Consider the following 19,241-nt stretch of genomic DNA (forward strand, 5'->3'; position numbering starts at 1 on the left):
CCCAAGGGTCGCTGGCACCGGAGGCAGGGGTGTGCTGGCCTGGGCGGCCTGTTTCGCGCCAGGTTGCCGACGCCATCGACCGCGATGGCGTTGAGCTCCCGGGTCGCCCATGTTGAATCTCTCCGTATTTCCCGACTTTCTGGCCATCGGTGGCCTGGTGCTGGTGTTCGCGTCGCTGCTGCGTCGCACGCGCCAGACCCGGCTGCGTTACTGGCTGGTGGGCTGGGTGATGATCCTGGTGCACATCGTCGCCCAGCTGGTTTACCTCAATGTCCCCGTGATGGAGCACGCCGGCGAAGCGCTTTCGCTGAGTATGCTGTTGCTGACCAGCGTCTCGTTCATCTGGGCCGGACACGACCGCCGCTCGGGCTGGGTCAACGGTTTTGCCTGGAGCCTGCTGGCCGCGATGCCGGACGTGGTGTTCGTGGTGCTGCTCGCCTGGGACGTGGGCGATCGGGCGGTATTCCTGTCGCTGACTGGCCTGGCCGCATGCACGGCGATGGGACTGTTCCATTCCGACCGGCGCGGCGCGCGCCCGCGCGAACGTCGCCTGCTGGGCAGCGTGGTACTGCTGGCCTACGCGGTCCAGGCGGTGCTGGTGGCGCGGGACGCGCTGGGTGCGGCGCTGATCTGGATGCTGTTCTGGCACTACGCGCTGGTGGCTTATTTTTTCTGGCGGGGCTCGGACCGCACCACCCTGGGCGTGTCCTTCACCACGCTGAGCTTCGTGGCCTGGTCGCTGGTGTTTCCGGTGGCCGCGGCGCTCGATCGCTGGTTGCCGGGCTTGGGTATCCAGAACGAGGCATGGAACCTGCCCAAGTTCATGGTGGCCACCGGCATGATCTTCACCGTGCTGGAGGAGCAGCTGGGCGAGGCCAAGCACGCGGCGATGCACGATCCGCTCACCGGTCTGCCGAATCGCCGACTGTTCGCCCAGCGGCTGGACAGCGCCCTGGAGCGGTCGCGTCGCGACCGCAGGCGCATCGCTTTGCTGGTCATCGACATGGACGATTTCAAGCAAGTGAACGACACCCGCGGCCACGCCACCGGGGACGCCGTGCTCGCTGCGGCAGCGACGCGACTGCAGTCGCGCCTGCGGGTCACCGATACGCTGGCGCGGCTCGGTGGCGATGAGTTTGCCGCGATCCTGCCCGAGCCCGGTCCGGACGAAGCGATTGCCAGTCAGGTCGATCGGCTGCTGTCGGCGCTGCGTGCGGGCTTCGAGATCGAGGGGGAGCGCATCGTGGTACAGGCCAGCATCGGCGTGGCGCTCTACCCGGCGGACGGCGAGGATGAAGCCGGCCTGCTGGCCGCCGCCGATCGTGCGATGTACGCGCACAAATTCACCGCGCGCGATCCGCGGGGCGATTGAGGCTTGCCCCGGTGGCCAGGCGCCGCCATGTTGGAGGGCCTGCAGTCGCGGATCGGCATCGCCATCCGCCGGAGATACGAGGAGGCAGGCCATGGCTACCGGTTGGGCCGGCGACGGCGCCGTGCAGGACCAGATCGACGCGACGGTGGATGCCGCCGTGCAGCGCGCCCGACGCCAGCTCCAACAGGGGCCGGGACTGACCCACTGCGAGGAGTGCGGCGAACCCATTCCCGAGGCCCGCCGCAAGGCGGTGCCCGGCGTACGCCTGTGCGTGACGTGCCAGTCCGGGCAGGATCGGCGGGGGCAGGCCGCTGCGCCGTTCAACCGTCGCGGCAGCAAGGACAGCCAGCTGCGTTGAGCCGCCGCTCTGGAGCTTCGCAGCCCCGGCGGGAAGTGCCAGTGAGGATATTGCGGTGCACGTTTACGGCAGCGCCTGTAAACGTTTACATTGCCGCGTCACCCATCCGGGCCAGGGAGCCCGGACTTGCCGTCCCCGTGGAGAATCGATGAATCCCCAATCCCGCTCCGGCCTGCGCCCCCGCTCGCTGATCCTGAGTTCCGCCATCGCAGTTGCCGTGGCGGGCGTTGCCTGTGCGGCCCCGGCCGAGGTCGGCCAGCCGGTGCGGCCGTCCAATCCGCAACTGGTCACGCCACAGATCGAGCGGAAGGTCGATGCGCTGCTGGCGAAGATGACGCTGGCCGAGAAGATCGGGCAACTGGTGCAGTACAACGACCAGGGCTCGTCGGCGCCCACCGCTGCCGACGCCGACAGCGCGATCGCGGTCAATCCGGAAACCCGCGACCACGTCGATGCGCTGGAGCTGGCACGCAAGGGCGAGCTGGGATCGATGCTCAACGTGATCGGCGCGGCCAAGACCCGCCGTTTCCAGGAGGCGGCGATGCACAGCCGCCTGGGCATCCCGATCCTGTTCGGTGCCGACGTCATCCACGGTTACCGCACGATCTATCCGGTGCCGCTGGGTCTGTCCGCGTCGTGGGATCCCCAACTGGTCCAGGACGTCTCGCGCATGTCGGCGAGCGAGGCCACCACGGCCGGCGTGAAGTGGTTCTACTCGCCGATGGTCGACATCTCGCGCGATGCGCGCTGGGGACGCTCCACCGAGGGTGCGGGCGAGGATGCCTACCTCGGCTCGGCGATGGCACGCGCCTACATCCGCGGCTACCAGGGCACCGACCTGTCCAATCCCGAGAGCGTGGCCGCCTCGGTCAAGCACTTCGCCGCCTACGGTGCCGCCGAGGCCGGTCGCGAGTACAACACCACCGACATGTCCGACATCCGCCTGCGCCAGGACTACCTGCCGCCGTACAAGGCGGCGGTCGAGGCGGGCGCCGCGACGATGATGAGCTCGTTCAACGCGCTCAACGGCGTCCCGGCGACCGCCAACCCGTACCTGATGACCGATATCCTGCGCAAGGAATGGGGCTTCGACGGCTTCGTGGTCAGCGACTACACCGCGGTGATGGAGCTGACCCACCACGGCATCGCGCTGGATGCGGCCACCGCCACCGAGAAGGCGCTGAAGGCCGGCGTGGAAGTGGACATGATGAGCCACTTCTACGACACCCAGATCCCGACCCTGCTGAAGCAGGACAGGCTCTCCATGGCCACCGTGGACGAGGCCGTGCGCCGCGTGCTGCGGGTGAAGTTCGCACTGGGCCTGTTCGAGCATCCCTATGCCCGCGGCACCGAGGTGACGCGGGCGGTCGATGCGCACCGTCCGCTGGCACGCCGTGCGGCGGAAGAATCCTTCGTGCTGCTGAAGAACGGCGGCGACGGCAAGGCGCCGGTGCTGCCGCTGTCGGCCAGTGTGAAGAAGCTGGCGCTGATCGGCCCGCTGGCCGACGACGCCAGCGAGATGCAGGGGGCCTGGGGCGGCGCGCAACACCTGCCGGACGTGGTGACGCTGCGTGGCGGGCTGGCGGCACGGATGAAGCAGCTCGGCGGCGAGCTGCTGTACGCCAAGGGCACCGACGTCCAGACCGATTCCGAGGCGGGATTCGCCGCGGCGAAGCAGGCGGCCGAGCAGGCCGACGTGGTGGTGATGGCGCTGGGCGAGTCGTCCAGCATGAGCGGCGAAGCCGGGTCGCGCGCGCACCTGGACCTGCCGGGCAACCAGCAGAAGCTGCTCGCGCAGATCGTAGCCACCGGAAAACCGGTGGTGTTGCTGGTGTTCTCCGGTCGTCCGCTGGTGCTGGACTGGGCCGACCAGCACGTGCCAGCGATCATGGAGACCTGGTTCCCCGGCACCGAAGCGGGCAACGCCGTGGCCGACGTGCTGTTCGGCGATGTCGCGCCCAGCGGCAAGCTGACCATGAGCTTTCCGCGCGCGGTGGGCCAGGAGCCGCTTTACTACAACCAGTTCCCGACCGGCCGCCCGGCCGGCGACGCCGACCTGAGCAAGCCACCGGCCGGCGACACGCGCTTCATCTCGCGCTACATCGACGTGCCGAACAGTGCGCTGTATCCGTTCGGCTGGGGTCTCACCTACACCACCTTCGCGTATTCTGGCGTGCACGTGTCGCGTGCCCGGGTGCCGCTGGCCGAGGCGAACCGTCCGGGTGCGAAGGATCTGGTGACCGTCACTGCCACGGTGAGGAATACCGGCAAGCGCGCCGGTACCGAGGTCGTGCAGTTGTACGTGCGCAACCTCGGCGCCAGCGTGGAGCAGCCGGTGCGCAGCCTCCAGGGCTTCCAACGGGTGGCGCTGAAGCCGGGCGAGTCGAAGCAGGTGACCTTCCACCTCGGCTTCCCCGAACTGAGTTTCTGGAACGTGAAGAGTCAGCAGGTGGTCGAGCCGACGCACTACACCGTGTGGGTCGGCGGCAGCTCGTTGGCGACCCAGCAGGCGGATTTCGACGTGACGCCCTGAACGCATCGCGCGATCGCAACGGAAAACGGCAGCCCCGCGGCTGCCGTTTTCGTTTCGGGACTCAGTCCGCGTCGGCGTGCAGCCAGTCCGGTGCCGGAATCGCCTTGTGCGCGGCCGACGGGGCGGCCGACCAACGCTCGCGGATCATCCGGAAGTACGCATCGCCGTCTTCCAGCCGGTGGGCCTCCACTCGGTCGATGCTGTTGTTTCGGTAGACCAGCAGGTCCAGCGGCATGCCCACGCTGAGGTTGGAGCGCAGGGTGGAGTCCATCGAGATCAGCGCCAGCTTCGCACTTCAGCCGCGGCTCCTCACCGAGGTAGAAGCGCACCATCTCCGGCACGTGGATGTACACCGCCTTGTCGTCGGCGATGCCGGTGCCCAGCACGTTGGTGATGGTGAGGTTGCCGGCGCGGTTGGCGAAGTGCAGGCCCGGCACGCCGAGCATCGAATCGGGACTGAGCGCCAGCGGGTCGAGGTAGTATGTCCACTCGCACTCGCTCCAATCCCTGGGTGGTGCGCTGCTAGCAGACGCCCTTGCTCACCACGAGGCCGGCGCTCTCGACCAGGTCGATGCCCATCTCGTCGGCGAGGAAGACGTGCTCTTAATAGGCGCTGTTGTGGATGCCGGGGTGAGCAGCACGATGGTGGGCTCGCCCGGGCAATTCGGCGGCGCCACCGTGCAGCGTGTCCAGCAGCTCGTCCGGGTAGTGCGCCACCGGCGCCACCGTGTTGCGGCGGAACAGGTCCAGGAACAGCCGCAGCATCACCTCGCGGTTCTCCAGCATGTAGTAGACGCCGGAGGGGGGGGGGGGCGGCAGTCGTCCTCCGGCACGTAGTAGTCGTCCGGGCCGACGCGCACCCTGTCAATGCCGCAGATGCGCCCGTACATCCGGCCCGGCAGGTCCATCCCGCACATTTCCGGACGGAACTGGCTGTTGTGCAGCACCAGTCGCTCTGTCACGCGACCAGCGCGGATGATCTCGCAGTCGTGGTAGACGTCGTGCATGAAGGCGTCGAGCGCACACGCGCACTGCTCCAGGCCCCGCCGCAGGTTGCACCATTCGGCCTGGGCCAGCACCCGCGGGATCGGGTCGAACGGGATCAGGCGTTCGGCGTCGCCGCCCTCGGTGCAGACGGCGAAGGTGATGCCGATGCGGCGGAACCGCACCTCGGCCTCGCGACGCTTGAGCGCGGGCTGGTCCGGTGGGTGTTGCGCAGCCAGGCGTCGATCAGGGCGTACGGCGTACGTACGTCGTCGGGCCAGCCCATCTCGTCGAAAGCCGTCGCTGCAGACACCCGTGGCATCCCCTCCGAGACGGACTTCGACCGTGGCGGTCGCCGTCGGCAAAGTCGAGCAGGCGCAAGCTTACGGACGTCCAGACGGCTGATCTCCAGACATTCGCCATCCCTTGCCAGGTGCCCTGTTGATGTGGGGTAACGGGTGCCTGTACGCCCGATGCTGGCAGCGTGGCGATGTTTCTGGGTCAATTATGACAATCGTTGTCATTTCAGGTTTGAAAAGGCGAGGTGATGCCGCTTCGCCGGTGCGCTGGTGGGTCGAGGCGCAGAAGTTCCGCATCGCAGCGTAAATGTCCGAGGATTTTTAGCGTGGCCTTGCTATCCGGCATGGTGCGCCTGCACCTGTCTGCCTGGGCGACCTGGACGGATGAGGCGTCCGGTCACAGTTCGGAAAAAGTCATATAGACAACGTTGTCATTTCGGGAGTACCAAGGGCGGGCAACACCTCAGACATGCGGTAGCAGCAAGGACGCGACGGCGAGCTTCCCCGTCGACCGGAGGAAGCCGGTCGTGGCATCGCCAGGTCATTCCACGCAGCGATGAATTTCAATCTGGAGGAAATCCCATGCTTGTGAAGCGATCGAATTCCCTTTCCCGGCTCGCCCTCGGCGTGCTCGGCAGCCTGGGTGGCTCGGTGATCTCGGCAGGACTGCTGGCGGCCGTGCCGGTACAGCCGCTGCACGCGCAGACGGTCGCCACGTGCGCCGCCGGCTGGAGCGCCAGCACCGCCTATTCCGGTGGCGCGACGGTCAGCGAGAACGGCGTGAACTACGTGGCCAACTGGTGGACCCAGGGCGACGATCCGGCCACCCACAGCGGTGGTTCGGGTTCCGGGCAGCCGTGGACGTCGCAGGGCAGCTGCGGCGGCAGCTCTGGCGGGACGGGGGGCACCGGTGGTTCCGGCGGTTCCGGCGGTGGTTCCGGTTCGACCTGCGCCACCGCCTGGAGCGCGGGTACGGTCTACACCGGCGGCAACACCGCCAGCGAGAACGGCGTGAACTACGTGGCGAACTGGTGGACCCAGGGCGACGATCCGGCCACCCACAGTGGTCCGACGGGTTCGGCGCAGCCGTGGACATCGCAGGGCAGCTGCGATGGCTCCGGCAGTGGTGGCACCGGCGGTACGGGAGGCACCGGTGGCACGGGAGGTACCGGGGGGACTGGCGGCACGGGAGGCACGGGAGGCACGGGCGGCCCGGCACCGGGCAGCCTGCTGTTCAGTCCCTACAAGGACGTGACCATCAACCTGGACTGGAACACCAACACCATGCGCACCGCGGCAGCCACCGGCTCGCCGATCCCGGTGGTCGGTAGCGGCAGCCTGGTGTCCGACTACCTGCCCAACATTGGCGCGATCACCCTGGCATTCGCCTCGGGCGAATGCGGCAGCGAAAGCTGGGGCGGCATCCCGGCGGCGAATTTCGCCACGGCCAACATTCAGCCGCTGGCCAATGCCGGGGTCAACTACGTGGTGTCCACGGGCGGCCAGGCGGGCAGCTTCACTTGCGGGTCCCCTGCGGGCATGGCGCAGTTCATTTCCCGCTACTACACCTCGCACATGGTCGGCGTGGACTTCGACATCGAGGGCGGGCAGAACCAGTCCACCATCAACAACCTGGTCGCCGGCGCGGTCTACGCCCAGGGCCTGTACCCGAACCTGCGCTTCTCCTTCACCCTGGCGACGTTGGCGGCATCGGACGGCAGCTACGGCGGCGTCAACAGCCTGGGCGACATGGTGGTCCGCGCGGTCATGGCGTCTTCGCTGCAGAACTACACCATCAACCTGATGGTGATGGACTTCGGCGCGGCGAGCCCCGGCGTGTGCGTGGTCGCCAACGGCCAGTGCAACATGGGGCAGTCGGCGATCCAGGCGGTGACCAACCTCGAGCACACCTACGGCGTGCCGGCCAGCCACATCGAGCTGACCCCGATGATCGGCACCAACGACGTGAGCAGCGAGGTCTTCACCACGGCCGACGTGGATACGATGACCAGCTACGCGATCAACGCCGGGCTGGTTGGCGTGCACTTCTGGTCGCTGGACCGCGATACGCCGTGTTCGGGCGGCAGCACCGGCTACGCCTCGCCGGTGTGCAACTCGGTCAACGGCACCACCTCGCTGGAATACAGCAAGCGCTTCCTGTCCGACCTGGGGCGCTGATCCGCAGCACCGGCATTGCGCGGGCCCGGTGGAGGCCGGGCCCGCGCGTTTCGCGTTCGACCAAGGCCGTGTCGACACCGGGCACGCGCGCTCGCTAGCGTGGTAGACCATGCACTGTCCGCCGGCCTCCCGATGACCACCCCGCAGCACCGGCACGCGCCGGATCCCGGCTTCTACGCCCTGTTGCTGGGGGCCACCTTCCTGATGGGTTCGAGTTTCATCGCCGGAAAGATCCTGCTGTCGCAGGGCGTGCCGGCGATCCTGCTGGTCGGATGGCGGTTCCTGGTGGCGGCGCTGGCGACGCTACCGTTGCTGCTGGCCGGCAGGATGCCGCTGGCCAGGGTGCTGTGGCCTTCCGGCATGCGCGCGAGGCATGTGCCGGTGGTGGCGGCGATCGGGCTGCTGCAGACCGCCGCCGTGATGGGCCTGCTGTTCGTCGGCATGCGCACGATCCCGGCCGCGGCGGCGGCGATCCTGTTGTTCAGCAATCCGATCTGGGTGGCACTGCTGGGGCGGCTGTTCCTGCATGAGCGCCTTGGCGCAGTGCGACTCGGCGGGCTCGTGCTCGGCATGGTCGGCGTGGCGCTGGCGATCGGTCCGGGTGCGCTGTTGCAGGGCCAGCGAGCGGCCCTGGCCGGCGAGTTGTGCTGCCTGGCGTCGGCGGTGTGCTGGGCGATGGCGACAACGGTGAACAAGCGCGCGGCGTTGCCGATCGGTGGGTTGGCCTTGAACTTCTGGCAGATGCTGGTGGGAGCGCTGGTGTTGCTGGCGCTGGCGCGTGCCAGCGGCGAACGCTGGCCGGCCGGGTTCGCCCTGCGCGATTGGGGTTGGTTCGCCTGGCTGGCGATGCCGGCCTCGGCCGGATCGTTCGGACTGTGGTTCGTGGCGCTGCGCCGGGGCGGCGCCACCCACGCCAGCGGTTGGCTGTTCCTGGCACCGCTGTTTGCGGTACTGCTGAGCTTCGTCGTGCTGCACACCACGTTGGCACCATCGCAGTGGCTGGGCGGTGCGGCGATCGCCGGCGGACTGTGGCTGGTCAACCGTGCCCCTAGAGCAGGTTCTCCACCGGCAGCAGCTTGATCAGGCCGACCTCGACCTTGCGACCGGTGGTCGCGTCCGGTTCGCTGGTCAGGTCGACCATCTTCCCGTTGTCCATGCCGCGCCAGACGAGCGACGCCTGCTGGCGCGGCTTGGCCGGGTCCAACATCACGCGCCAGGCGCGGCTCGGCGCCGTCGCCGAATCGAAGAACTGGCTCACCGCCTCAGCCAGCGGCGCGTTGTCGACGATGATACCCATCTCGGTGTTGAGCAGCTTGGAGCGCTCGTCCATGTTCATCGAACCGATGAAGGTTTCGTGCGAATCCACCACGATCGCCTTGGCATGCAGGCTCACGCCGGACGACTTGCCGGCATCCGTGGCCGGCTGCTTCGCACCCGCTTGCGGGCGCAGTTCATACAGCTCGACGCCGCCGCGCAGCAGCGGCAGGCGGTAGCGCGAGTAACCGGCATGCACGGCCGGTTCATCGGTGGATGCCAGCGAATTGGTCAGCACCTGCACGCGCACTCCGCGCGCGGCAATGCCGGTGAGGAATGCCGTGCCGTCGTCGCCGGGGATGAAGTAGGGCGAGATCAGCCGCACATCGTGTTTCGCGCCATCCATCATCGCCTTGATGTCTGGGCCAATGCGCAGTTGCGGGTCGTCGCCGTCGGCTTCGATCTTGGCCGGCTGGTCGGCCACCAGCACCGCGTGCCCCCAGAACCACTTGCCGGGCCGGTCGCCGGATGGGCCGTGCGGAAGCTGGTCGAGCGTGGCCTGGGCATAATCGCTTTGGGCGAACTTGCGCGCGTGCTGCGCCAGCTGCTCGCGCAGCCGGGCCAGGTCGGCGGGGCCGGCGTGTTTCCCGCTGTAGGCCTTCACCGGGTAGGCCGCGTCGCAGTTCCAATAGGTATCGAAGGCCTGCGATGCCTGTCTCACAACCGGGCCGATGGCGATCAGGTCGAGGTCGCGGAAGTGGGTGTTCTGCCCGGCGTCGAAGTAGTCATCGCCGATGTTGCGCCCGCCGATCACCGCGACGCTGTTGTCCACGATGAAGGACTTGTTGTGCATGCGATGGTTGAGCCGGCTGCCGTCGAGCACGAACTGCGCAGCCTTGGCCAGTCCCGAGCGGGCCTGGGTGCCGAATGGGTTGAACAGCCGCACCTCGATGTTCGGATGGGCGTCGAGCGCGTCGAGCATGTCGATCTCGCTCCCCACGTTGATGTCGTCCAGCAGCAGCCGGACGCGCACGCCGCGGTCGGCGGCGGCGAGCAGTCGTTGCGCGACCAGCCGGCCGGTGTCGTCGTCGGCGAAGATGTAGTACTGCAGGTCGATGGTGTGCTCGGCGTGGTCGGCCAGTGCCACCCGGCTCATCAACGCATTGGTGCTGAAGGTCAGCAGGCGGAAGCCGGAGAGGTTGCCGTGCCTGGACACCTCCCGGTGCACATAGCGCGTGCTCGGAGTGTCGTGCTGCGGCGGGAGGGCGGTCGACGGATGCTTCGCGAAATCCTTGCGCAGGGTGGCGCAGCCATCCAGCGCCAGTGCGGCGAGCAGGAGGATCGCGAGTTTCGGCAGGTTCCGACGCATGGCGTACCTCTTCGTTGCGGTCGCGCCGCATCGCGCCCGGTTCCCGTGGCGTGGCGAGCAGCTTGACAGAGCAGCTTGACGAGGCTGTCGTGAACAGGGCGCGATCCGGCGGAGCACCGGTGCAGGCCGGATCATCGCGCATTCACGGTTGTATGCGTGGCGCGGACGGTCCGGCTGTGCAGGGCGGCCCGCAACGTCGTTTCCCGGGCACGGTCTTAGGTCCATGTGCGCGTGCAGCATCTACACTGGTAGGTCCCTGATCCCCCATCCGGAGTTTTCCATGCGCATGCTCGTTCTCGGTGCCGGTGGCACCGGCGGTTATTTCGGTGGCCGCCTGGCACAGTCCGGTGCGGACGTGACCTTCCTGGTGCGCGAGGCCCGTGCGGCCCAGCTGGATCGTGACGGGCTGGTGATCCGCAGTCCGCTGGGCGACGCCCGGTTCCCGGTGCGCTACCTCACCGCCCCGCAGCTGGCCGGAGTTGCTGCGGCGCAGCCGTTCGACATGGTGCTGCTGAGCTGCAAGGCCTACGACCTGGATTCCTCGATCGACGCGATCGCGCCGGCGGTGGGCGAGGGCACCACGGTCTGGCCGATCCTCAACGGTCTGAAGCACTACGAGTCGCTGGACGAGCGTTTCGACAAGCAGCGTGTGCTCGGCGGCCTGTGCTTCATCAGCGCCACCAAGAGCACTCTTGGCGAGGTACTGCACCTGGGGCGGCCGGCCTCGGTGACATTCGGCGAGCGGTCCGGCGATCCGCGCAGTGCGCGTTGCCAGGTGCTGGCAGATGCCTTCGCGGCGGCGGGCGTGGACCATCATTACTCGGAGCACATCGCACTCGACCAGTGGATCAAGTTCGCCTTCCTCACCGCACTCGCAGGCGCCACCTGCCTGATGCGGGCGAGCATCGGCGATATCGTCGCCGCCGAGGGCGGCCACGCCTTCATCGAGGGGCTTTATGGCGAATGCCTGGCCGTGGCGGAGGCCGCGGGCCACTCGATTCCTGCCGAGGCCCGGGACAAGGCGCTGGGGATGCTGACCCAGGCCGGCTCCAGCGTCACCGCATCGATGTTGCGCGACCTGGAGAGCGGCCAGCGTACCGAGGGCGCGCACATTGTCGGCGACATGCTGCGGCGTGCCCGCGGTGCGGGCCAGGCCGCGCCTTTGCTGGATCTGGCCTGGGTGCATCTGCAGGCTTGCGAGACGCGCCGGCAGGGCGCTTGACCGCCGGCGGCTACAGCATCCGGCGCAGCGTGTTGTCTCCTTTCACGAAGTGGTGCCACAGCGCAGCGGCCACGTGCAGGCCGATCAGCCAGTAGAAGATCTCGCCGAGCGATTCATGCAGTTCCTCGACGAGTTTCCGTGCGCCCGGGTCGGCATGCACCAGCGCAGGCAGGGGCGTGCCCGACCATGGCAGCGTGACCGCCTCGCCGGCGTAGTTCACGGCCAGGATGCCGAGCACCGGCTGCGCAAGCAGGAACAGGTACAGCGCCAGGTGCGTGATCCGTGCCGCCAGCACGGAAAGGCGGCCGGGTGCGGGAACGATGGGCGGCCGCGGCCCGAGCGCCATGCCGAGCACGCGGACCGCCAGCAATGCCAGCACCACCAGCCCGGCCAGGTAGTGCCCCTGCATGGCAGACCCGACGGTGCCGCCATGGTCTTCGTCATCTCCCAGTTCCACCAGCAGGTAGGCCGCCACAACGGCCAGCACGGTCAGCCAATGGGCCCAGCGGACCGTCGCGGAGTAGCGGTTGCGGGCAGGTGCGTGCATCGGTCGAAGGCCTCGGGCTCAGGGTTTGGGGCGTGGCGTGGTGGCGACGCTGGGCGGCAGGATCGGCAAGGTGACCTGCGGCTGGTCGCCGGAGAGGCTGCCGAGGAAGGCGGTGATGCTGTCGATCTCCGCATCCGTGAGCTGGGCCCCGAGCTGGCTGCTGCCCATCACCGCCACCGCCTGGCGCAGGTCCCATACCTTGCCCGAGTGGAAGTACGGCGGCGTCAGCGCGACGTTGCGCAGGGACGGCACGCGGAACACGTAGGCATCGCTCGCCGTCTTGGTCACCGCGAAGCGGCCGCGATCGTCCGGCGGCAGGATCTCCGCACCGGGACGTTCGACCACGCCGAATGGCGCATACATGGCACCACCCACGTTGATGCCGGCGTGGCAGGCGGCACAGCCTTTGTTGATGAACAGTGCCAGCCCCTCGCGCTGGCTCCCATCGAGCGCCCTGGCATCGCCTTTCAGATAGCGGTCGAACGGCGCGTTCGGGGTGATCAGCGTGGCTTCGAACAAGGCGATGGCACGACGGATGTTCTCGAACGTGATCGCCTCGCTTCCCCCGGGGAAAGCCTTGGCGAACGCCTGGACATAGCCCGGGATGGCACGCAGTTGCTCGACCACGTGGGCCTCCGTGGTATCCATCTCCACCGGGTTCACCAGCGGGCCACCGGCCTGCTGCTCGAGATCCTTGGCCCGGCCGTCCCAGAACTGGGCGATGTCGAACACCGCGTTGTATACCGTGGGCGCGTTGCGGCCACCGTGCTGCCAGCGGTGGCCGAGCGAGGTTTCCTGCAGGTCCACACCGCCCATGCCGACCATGTGGCACGAGTTGCAGCTGATCGCGTGGCTCTCGGACAGGCGCGGATCGAAATAGAGCATCTTGCCCAGCGCCACGCGCTGCGCCGTTGCCGGATTGCCCGGCAGGGCCGGCGGCGTCGAGGGGATCGGCTTGAACAGCTGCTGAGCCTGGTGCTGCAGGTCCGACTGCGACCAGGCGGGTGCGGCCAGCAGGCTGGCCAGCGACAGTGACGCGATGAGGGAAAGTGATCGCATGGCATCGTTCCTCCGGCGGCGGGAAAGGAAAGCGGGGCGCGCAATCAGTTGCCGCCGCTGTCGTCACCCGTGCTGCGTTCGCGCTGCTCCTGCTCGGTCTGCGTGCGCGACGGCTCGCCCTTGCCTGACGACGACGGCGTCTGCGGCCGGGTGCGCTCGCGGGTTTCCTGCTGGGTCTGCGTGGGCTGCATGCCCGGCCCAAGCCCCTGGTTCATCCCCCGTCCCATGCCTTTGTTCATGCCCGGCCCCATGCCCGGTCCCATGCCTCCGCGCGCGCCCCCGGCGGGCGGCATGTCGGGCAGTTGCATGCCGCGCTCCTTGGCGCGCTGCTGCATCTGCTCGTGGTGCTGCGCGCGGAACGCCTCGCGCTCCTGCACCGTCTTCAGGCTGCGCATCTGCTGCCGGTAGGCATTGCGTTCGGCCGGAGTCATCAGCTGCGATCCGTAGATGGTTTTGCCGCCCGACGTGCTGCCGGCGACGGGACGGCCCTGCTGTCCGGCGGAAAAGGCCGGCGACGGCAGGCTGCAGGCCAGCGAGAGGGTGGCGGCCGCGAGGGAGAGCAGGACGGGTGGGCGCATGACGGGAGTTCCATGTGGGGTGTCGGATGCCCCACTATCGCGCCCGGCTCGCGGGTCTTTTTGATGCTGGTCAACAATGGCGCCTTTCGCGCCCGACCTAGTCGTCCACGGCAGGCGGCACCATGCTCATCAGCAGGCGATTGCCGCCGCGTCGTTTCGCCGCGTACATGGCGTCGTCGGCGAGCCTGAGCAGGGCGTCCTCGCTCTCTCCGTGATCGGGATACAGCGCGATCCCGATGCTGGCCGATACCCGAACCGATCCGCCTTTCATGGCGAACGGCAGGTGCATCGCGCGGCGCAGCTTCTCGGCCACGCGCAACGCGTCCTCGTGCCGCTCGATCCGCGGCAGCAGCACGGCGAATTCGTCCCCGCTCAGGCGCGCCACGGTGTCCGACTCGCGCACGCAGCCGGTCAGGCGCCTGGCGACTTCCTGCAACAGCTGGTCGCCGGCGCCGTGGCCCTGCTGGTCGTTGATGTCCTTGAAGCGGTCCAGATCGAGGAACAGCATGGCGACGCGGCCGACCTCACGCCGGGCCAGCGACAGCGCATTCGCCAGCCGGTCGCGCAGCAGTGTGCGATTGGGCAGGTCGGTGAGGTGGTCGTAAAGCGCCAGATGGTTGAGCTGGGCCTGGATCTGCTTGCGCTCGATCGCCGCCGCGACCTGGGTGGAGACGAACTGCAGCAGTTGCAGATCGTTCTCCCCGTAGGTCACCTCGCCGCTGTAGCTCTGCACCACCAGTGCCCCGATCACGCCGCGCGGAGCGATCAGCGGGACGCCTAGCCAGGCCAGTGGCGCGTGGCCGGGTGGGCGGCCGGCGATGACCGCACGCACGCATTCGTACGGATGCTCGGCATCGTCGGATCGGAACAGCAAGGGTTTCCCGTTGCGGATGACCTCCCCGCTGAGCGTCCCGGAATCGAGCCGGCGCGGCTCGGGTGGGGCGTCGAATTCGTCGACGAAGTAGGGGAAGCTGATGGTTCCCTCGAGTTCCTCGTACAGGGCGACGAAGCAGTTCCGCGCCGGCAGCAGGCCGCCGATGATCTCGTGCACGCGGCCGAACAGCTCGCTCAGGTCGGCCGCGGCGTGGGCCGCCTCGGAGATGGCGTACAGCGCCGACTGCAGCAATTCGGACCGCTTGCGGCCGGTGACATCGCGGGCCACCGCCACCCGCACGCCGTCCTCCGGCGAGTGGCGGGCGGTCCACATCACGTCGACCACGCTGCCGTCCTTGCGCACGTAGCGGTTCTCGAAGTGCGGCGAGGCGGTGCCATCCACGATGGACGTCACTTGGGCGAAGGTGCGCGCGCAGTCGTCCGGATGCATGAAGTCGGTCATGGGGCGGCCGATCATCTCCTCCGGGCGGTAGCCGAAGATCTGTTCGCTCGACGCGCTGACATAGACGAACTCATGCTGGTCGTTCACCACGCAGACGGCATCGACCAGCAGATCGATCACGTTGGCCAGCGGAGGGAGGTAGCCGGGGGGAGTCATGGTCTGGGGCATGCCGGTTCGTTCGGGGGACTCGGGGCGCATGCATGATGCGTGCCGTTCTCGTGGGTCACCTCATGGCGGTCCGCCGGCACGTTCAAGCAGCGACGGCAGCGCGGTCGCCCAGAGCGTCCAGTCGTGGTGGCCGGGAAGCATCACCACGTGATCCGGCGGAAGCAGTGGTGACATCAGCTCGATCGGTGCGCGGAAGCGTTCGCGGTCGCCGTAGGCCAGCCACGTCGTGGCGGTTCGGTCGGGACGTTGCCGCCATTGCTGCAGCGCGCGCCAGAGCTCGCGCTGGAAAGTCTGCGGACCGACCGGCCGGACCGGGCCCGGCTTCCAGGAGGCCAGGCCACCTGCGGCGACGATCTCGCGGTGGATCGGTGCGTCGCCGAGGTAGGGCGACAACAGCAGCAGTCCATGGACCACTCCCGGGTGCGCCTGGTCATAGAGCAGGGCACCCAGGCCGCCCAGCGAGATGCCAACCAGCCAGACCCTCCGGTAACGGTCGAGCGCCGGCCTGACGATCTGCTGGTCCAGCCGGGGGATAGCCTCCCCGGCACGGTAGTAGGGAAGGGTCAGCCCGGTCAGCAGTACGTCGGCGTCGGGCCATTGACGCTGCACGAGTTCCGCCACGCGATGACGCAGCAGCGCGTCGATGCTGTCGCCGCGGCCGGGGAGCACCACCACCAGCTGCGTCGCTTGGGCCCCGGATGGCACGAGGCGGCAGGGGATCGGGCGGCGTGGATCGCCGGTGGAGGTGCAACCGCAGAGCAGGATGATCGAGACGATCAGGGCGGTCAGTAGGCGGGCAAGACGGCGGGGCACGTCGGGCTCCTTGCACGTGCACGCGCTCGTGCTGGCGCGGCTGGATGCAACGTAGCACGGGTGCGCGGACGAGGCAGCGCCAGGCCGATGGCGGGCGCCGTGCTGCATTGCTGCCACCGCCGTTTTTCCGTCTCCGCCCCAGCCCCCGCTTCGGCTGGCTCACCGTGCTCGTCCCATGCGGGTGCATAGTCTCCAAGACGGCGTGCCCGCGGGTGTCAGGCCGGGGTCTTTCGCGGCGGCCAGGGTTCGCTCTGGCTGCGTGGCACCCACGTCCCGCGGGTGCGGCGGCGGATACCGGGCGTTTCGGTCGAGGCGATGTGCCTGGCACGCCGACGGACGTCCGTTCCGACGATCCCGGCGTGATCGAGGACCCACAGGGTCACATACTGACCCGCACGGATCATGGGCTTGCCCGCTGGAACGGGCAGCGCAGGAGCTGTTCGACCCCCCCAGCGACCCTGCGGACGTGGGGATCACCGCGCTGATGCCCGGTCGCGAAGGCGAGCCACGGCTGGGCACCCACGGTCGCGACGCGGCGTTGTGGAGTGGTTACCAGGTGGGGCGAGGGGGATCGAGGGCTGGTCCCGCGGCCGGGTCGTGGATTCCGCGCCGGACGGGGTGGTCGCGCGTGATCCGCGGGGCGCATGTGGTTCGCCAACGAGAGGGTGGTGTCGGCGCTGCCATGTGTCTGGCGAATGCGTCGCCGCGCCCACCGTCAGCCTTTGACTGGCCTGTGCGGCGCCGGTCGACGCCCGCTTCATCGTGCGTGCCGCCGACGATGCGCTCCACAACACCGGGCAGGCCGGAAGCAATCGGTTGTCGATCGCGCGGGCATCGACTGAAGACTTCAGGGTGCCTGCCGGGCAGCCGTCTGCCGCGTCCTTTCATGGTTCTCGAGCCAATCCGCGAAGGCGTCGTGCCGCAGCGGCGGACAGATCAGGTAACCCTGCAGTCCATCACAGCCGAGCGCGGCCAGCGTGGCGCGCTGGCTCTCGCTTTCCACGCCCTCGGCGATGGTGGTCATGCCCAGGCGATGGCCGACGTCGACGATGAAGCTGGCCAGTGGGCTGGGCGCCTCCGGACGGAGCCCGCAGATGAACGAGCGGTCGATCTTCAGCTCGTGCAGCGGCAACTGGCTCAGATACGCGAGCGATGAGTAGCCGGTGCCGAAGTCGTCCAGCGCCAGCCGGAAGCCGATGCCGGCCAGCGCATACATCGTCTGCAAGGCCGACTCGAAACCCTGCAGCAGCGCGCTCTCGGTCAGCTCCAGGGTGATCCGGCCCGGCTGCACGCCAGCTTCGCGCACCACCCGCTCCATGGAGTCGACGAAGCCGGGGTGGGAGAGCTGCCAGGGGCTGACGTTGACCGCCAGGTGCTCGCCGAAATCCACCCGCTGCGCGTCCCAGTTGCGGATGTGTTCGCAGGTCTGGCGGACCACCCACGCACCGAGGTTGTGGATCAGTCCGGTTTCCTCGGCGATCGGGATGAATACCTCGGGCGACACGTCGCCGAGCGTGGGGTGACGCCAGCGCAGCAACGCCTCGGCGCCCATCAGTTGGCCATTCATCCGCACCTGAGGCTGGAAATGCAGCTGGAACGAGTGGTCGTCGTCCAGGTGCTCGACGGCTGCACGCAGGCCGCGCTCGAGCTCCAGGCGCTCGTCGGCGGCCACCTGCATGTCCGGCTCGAACAGCCGAACCGCATTGCGTCCTGCGGCCTTGGCCCGGTACAGGGCGATATCGGCGCGACGGATGACGTCGTTCGGCTCGCCGTCGCGCCCGCCGAACAGCGCTACGCCGACGCTTGCGCCCACGGCCAGCACGCGGCTGTCGACGCTGACCGGTGCGGCGAGCCGCATGCGTATCTGCTGGGCCACTGCTTCGATGTGGCTCGCCGCGTCGCTTTCCTCCGCCGACAACTGGCCGATGACCACCACGAACTCATCGCCGCCAAGGCGCCCCAGCGCGGAGCCGGGAGGGACGGCTCCGAGCAGGCGATCGGCGACTGCTTCGAGCAGGCGGTCGCCGACGTGGTGGCCGAGTGCGTCGTTGATCGTCTTGAAGTTGTCCAGGTCGATCACCATCGCGGCGCACGCGCCACGGTGCCGCCTCGCCTCGGCGGCCATTTCGGCCATCATGTCCATCACGCTGCGGCGGTTGGGCAGGCCGGTCAGTGGATCGTGGTAGGCCAGGTGGCGCAGGCTCAGCTCGGCCTGCTCCCGCGTCGCCGCCTCTTCACGCAGGTGACGCGTGGTCCGTTCCAGTTGCAGCGTCCGCTGGTGCAGCTGGCTGGCCATCGACAGGCCCATCAGCAACACGAATGGGAGGAACGAGAACGCATCCAGGTAGGGGTAGGGCATGCCCATCAGGTCGATCACGATGTCGCCCCACAACAGTGCCGCGAACTGGGTCAGCAGGCACAGTCCCAGCAGCGTGGCCGGCAGACGCTCGCCGCGACGGAACTGCAGCGCGGTCATCAGCAGCGCCCAGGCGAAGGCGAGGTAGGTCAGCAGATGGAAGGTCCAGCCGACCGGTGACGGCACGCCGTTGATCTTGGTGATCCATTCGCCCCATGGCAGCTCGGCCGACTGCATGCCACTGATGTGCGAGTAGAACATCGTGCCGGGGGAGAACTGGTTGTAGGCGGCGAACGCGACGGCGATCGCGGTGATCGTCAGCAGTGTCTTTGCGCCGAGCGCTCGCCGGGTGTAGGTGCCCACGAAGGTGAAGAAGAAAGGAAACGACACTGCTGCCGAGGTACACATCACGCGCAGCATCTGCACGGCGTGCGCCTGATCGCTGGACAAACCGAACAGCGCATTGGAGAAAGACAGGCTGGCGATGCTCAGGCACAGCATCGCGTACGAGAGGTACAGGCGATCGCGCTGCTGGCGCAGGCCGATGATCAGGAACTGGATGCTGGAGGTGACTGCAATACAGGCAGTGGCCACGAGTGCAGCCGTGTAGTAGCCGAAGACGGCGTGACCTGCAGCCTCGACCATGCCCTAGCGCTTCCCGATTGTTACCATGTGGGCCTCCCCCCTGCAGCGCCACGATAACCGAAGCCCGCGACAAAAGCTGCGGCTCTTTTCCCGGGCGGGCACCCGCGCCATCGGACACGGCACCAGGGGGGAGGTCGGCCGGATGCCGTCGATCCATCGAATGCAAATGA

Annotated in this window: 16 protein-coding genes and 1 pseudogene; 6 read left to right on the forward strand and 11 right to left on the reverse strand. The window is 68.2% G+C overall.

The window, feature by feature from the left end; genetic code table 11:
• Positions 1–109 precede the first annotated feature (109 nt).
• From NC595_RS11985 to bglX, 3 genes are all read left to right on the forward strand, one after another.
• Positions 110–1,372 (forward strand): GGDEF domain-containing protein, encoded by a 1,263-nt coding sequence (locus NC595_RS11985; RefSeq protein WP_253566723.1) that lies wholly within the window; start codon positions 110–112, stop codon positions 1,370–1,372.
• Positions 1,373–1,463: 91 nt separating this feature from the next.
• On the forward strand, positions 1,464–1,730 hold the full coding sequence (locus NC595_RS11990) for a DksA/TraR family C4-type zinc finger protein (protein WP_253566725.1): 267 nt from the start codon (positions 1,464–1,466) through the stop codon (positions 1,728–1,730).
• A gap of 148 nt (positions 1,731–1,878) precedes the next feature.
• Positions 1,879–4,263: a beta-glucosidase BglX gene (gene bglX / locus NC595_RS11995; protein ID WP_253566727.1), complete on the forward strand. Its 2,385-nt coding sequence runs from the start codon at positions 1,879–1,881 to the stop codon at positions 4,261–4,263.
• Between the two features lie 61 nt (positions 4,264–4,324).
• Here the strand turns inward: bglX and NC595_RS12000 are convergent, their stop codons facing one another.
• The 4 genes and pseudogenes from NC595_RS12000 to NC595_RS12010 form a co-directional block, all read right to left on the reverse strand.
• Positions 4,325–4,534, reverse strand: a complete 210-nt coding sequence (locus NC595_RS12000; protein ID WP_253566729.1) for an Ntn hydrolase family protein — start codon at positions 4,532–4,534, stop codon at positions 4,325–4,327.
• Between the two features lie 82 nt (positions 4,535–4,616).
• A pseudogene (locus NC595_RS20565) lies at positions 4,617–4,709 on the reverse strand (hypothetical protein); the annotation flags it as partial.
• 157 nt (positions 4,710–4,866) lie between these two features.
• Positions 4,867–5,049, reverse strand: coding sequence for a hypothetical protein (locus NC595_RS12005; protein WP_253566731.1), 183 nt, complete (start codon positions 5,047–5,049; stop codon positions 4,867–4,869).
• Positions 5,028–5,432, reverse strand: a complete 405-nt coding sequence (locus NC595_RS12010) for a circularly permuted type 2 ATP-grasp protein (protein ID WP_253566732.1) — start codon at positions 5,430–5,432, stop codon at positions 5,028–5,030. Before NC595_RS12010 ends, NC595_RS12005 begins: the two co-directional genes overlap by 22 nt.
• A 696-nt stretch (positions 5,433–6,128) precedes the next feature.
• Here NC595_RS12010 and NC595_RS12015 point away from each other — a divergent pair.
• Positions 6,129–7,724: a carbohydrate-binding protein gene (locus NC595_RS12015; protein ID WP_253566734.1), complete on the forward strand. Its 1,596-nt coding sequence runs from the start codon at positions 6,129–6,131 to the stop codon at positions 7,722–7,724.
• A gap of 132 nt (positions 7,725–7,856) precedes the next feature.
• On the forward strand, positions 7,857–8,804 hold the full coding sequence (locus NC595_RS12020; RefSeq protein ID WP_253566736.1) for a DMT family transporter: 948 nt from the start codon (positions 7,857–7,859) through the stop codon (positions 8,802–8,804).
• On the opposite strand, the gene NC595_RS12025 is transcribed toward NC595_RS12020, so the two are convergent.
• The gene (locus tag NC595_RS12025; RefSeq protein WP_253566738.1) at positions 8,773–10,347 is read right to left on the reverse strand and encodes a phospholipase D family protein; all 1,575 of its coding nucleotides are present in this window, start codon (positions 10,345–10,347) and stop codon (positions 8,773–8,775) included. The two genes, NC595_RS12020 and NC595_RS12025, sit on opposite strands and share 32 nt — an antisense overlap.
• Positions 10,348–10,627: 280 nt before the next feature.
• On the opposite strand from NC595_RS12025, the gene panE reads away from it, so the two are divergent.
• Positions 10,628–11,569: a 2-dehydropantoate 2-reductase gene (gene panE / locus NC595_RS12030; RefSeq protein ID WP_253566740.1), complete on the forward strand. Its 942-nt coding sequence runs from the start codon at positions 10,628–10,630 to the stop codon at positions 11,567–11,569.
• Positions 11,570–11,579: 10 nt separating this feature from the next.
• Here panE and NC595_RS12035 read toward each other — a convergent pair whose 3' ends face one another.
• From NC595_RS12035 to NC595_RS12060, 6 genes are all read right to left on the reverse strand, one after another.
• A complete protein-coding gene (locus NC595_RS12035; protein ID WP_253566741.1) occupies positions 11,580–12,116 on the reverse strand; it encodes a cytochrome b in 537 nt (178 codons plus the stop codon).
• A gap of 18 nt (positions 12,117–12,134) precedes the next feature.
• Entirely contained in the window at positions 12,135–13,175 is a 1,041-nt protein-coding gene (locus tag NC595_RS12040) for a cytochrome-c peroxidase (protein ID WP_253566748.1), read from the reverse strand.
• A gap of 44 nt (positions 13,176–13,219) precedes the next feature.
• On the reverse strand, positions 13,220–13,753 hold the full coding sequence (locus tag NC595_RS12045; RefSeq protein WP_253566749.1) for a hypothetical protein: 534 nt from the start codon (positions 13,751–13,753) through the stop codon (positions 13,220–13,222).
• 97 nt (positions 13,754–13,850) lie between these two features.
• Positions 13,851–15,257: a sensor domain-containing protein gene (locus NC595_RS12050; protein WP_253566754.1), complete on the reverse strand. Its 1,407-nt coding sequence runs from the start codon at positions 15,255–15,257 to the stop codon at positions 13,851–13,853.
• 60 nt (positions 15,258–15,317) lie between these two features.
• Entirely contained in the window at positions 15,318–16,070 is a 753-nt protein-coding gene (locus NC595_RS12055; RefSeq protein ID WP_253566756.1) for an alpha/beta hydrolase-fold protein, read from the reverse strand.
• An 847-nt stretch (positions 16,071–16,917) separates the two neighbouring features.
• A complete protein-coding gene (locus tag NC595_RS12060) occupies positions 16,918–19,071 on the reverse strand; it encodes a putative bifunctional diguanylate cyclase/phosphodiesterase (protein WP_253566758.1) in 2,154 nt (717 codons plus the stop codon).
• Positions 19,072–19,241: the final 170 nt, after the last annotated feature.

Origin of the sequence: Dyella lutea (genome assembly GCF_024158035.1) — a bacterium.
GTDB lineage: Bacteria > Pseudomonadota > Gammaproteobacteria > Xanthomonadales > Rhodanobacteraceae > Dyella_A > Dyella_A lutea.

What these genes read in the sequence shown, in the direction of transcription:
- NC595_RS11985 (WP_253566723.1), top strand. Translation starts at nt 110, where the DNA reads ATGTTGAATCTCTCCGTATTTCCCGACTTTCTGGCCATCGGTGGCCTG.
- NC595_RS11990 (WP_253566725.1), top strand. Translation starts at nt 1,464, where the DNA reads ATGGCTACCGGTTGGGCCGGCGACGGCGCCGTGCAGGACCAGATCGAC.
- bglX (WP_253566727.1), top strand. Translation starts at nt 1,879, where the DNA reads ATGAATCCCCAATCCCGCTCCGGCCTGCGCCCCCGCTCGCTGATCCTG.
- NC595_RS12000 (WP_253566729.1), bottom strand. Translation starts at nt 4,534, where the DNA reads ATGGACTCCACCCTGCGCTCCAACCTCAGCGTGGGCATGCCGCTGGAC.
- NC595_RS12005 (WP_253566731.1), bottom strand. Translation starts at nt 5,049, where the DNA reads ATGCTGGAGAACCGCGAGGTGATGCTGCGGCTGTTCCTGGACCTGTTC.
- NC595_RS12015 (WP_253566734.1), top strand. Translation starts at nt 6,129, where the DNA reads ATGCTTGTGAAGCGATCGAATTCCCTTTCCCGGCTCGCCCTCGGCGTG.
- NC595_RS12020 (WP_253566736.1), top strand. Translation starts at nt 7,857, where the DNA reads ATGACCACCCCGCAGCACCGGCACGCGCCGGATCCCGGCTTCTACGCC.
- NC595_RS12025 (WP_253566738.1), bottom strand. Translation starts at nt 10,347, where the DNA reads ATGCGTCGGAACCTGCCGAAACTCGCGATCCTCCTGCTCGCCGCACTG.
- panE (WP_253566740.1), top strand. Translation starts at nt 10,628, where the DNA reads ATGCGCATGCTCGTTCTCGGTGCCGGTGGCACCGGCGGTTATTTCGGT.
- NC595_RS12035 (WP_253566741.1), bottom strand. Translation starts at nt 12,116, where the DNA reads ATGCACGCACCTGCCCGCAACCGCTACTCCGCGACGGTCCGCTGGGCC.
- NC595_RS12040 (WP_253566748.1), bottom strand. Translation starts at nt 13,175, where the DNA reads ATGCGATCACTTTCCCTCATCGCGTCACTGTCGCTGGCCAGCCTGCTG.
- NC595_RS12045 (WP_253566749.1), bottom strand. Translation starts at nt 13,753, where the DNA reads ATGCGCCCACCCGTCCTGCTCTCCCTCGCGGCCGCCACCCTCTCGCTG.
- NC595_RS12050 (WP_253566754.1), bottom strand. Translation starts at nt 15,257, where the DNA reads ATGCCCCAGACCATGACTCCCCCCGGCTACCTCCCTCCGCTGGCCAAC.
- NC595_RS12060 (WP_253566758.1), bottom strand. Translation starts at nt 19,071, where the DNA reads ATGGTCGAGGCTGCAGGTCACGCCGTCTTCGGCTACTACACGGCTGCA.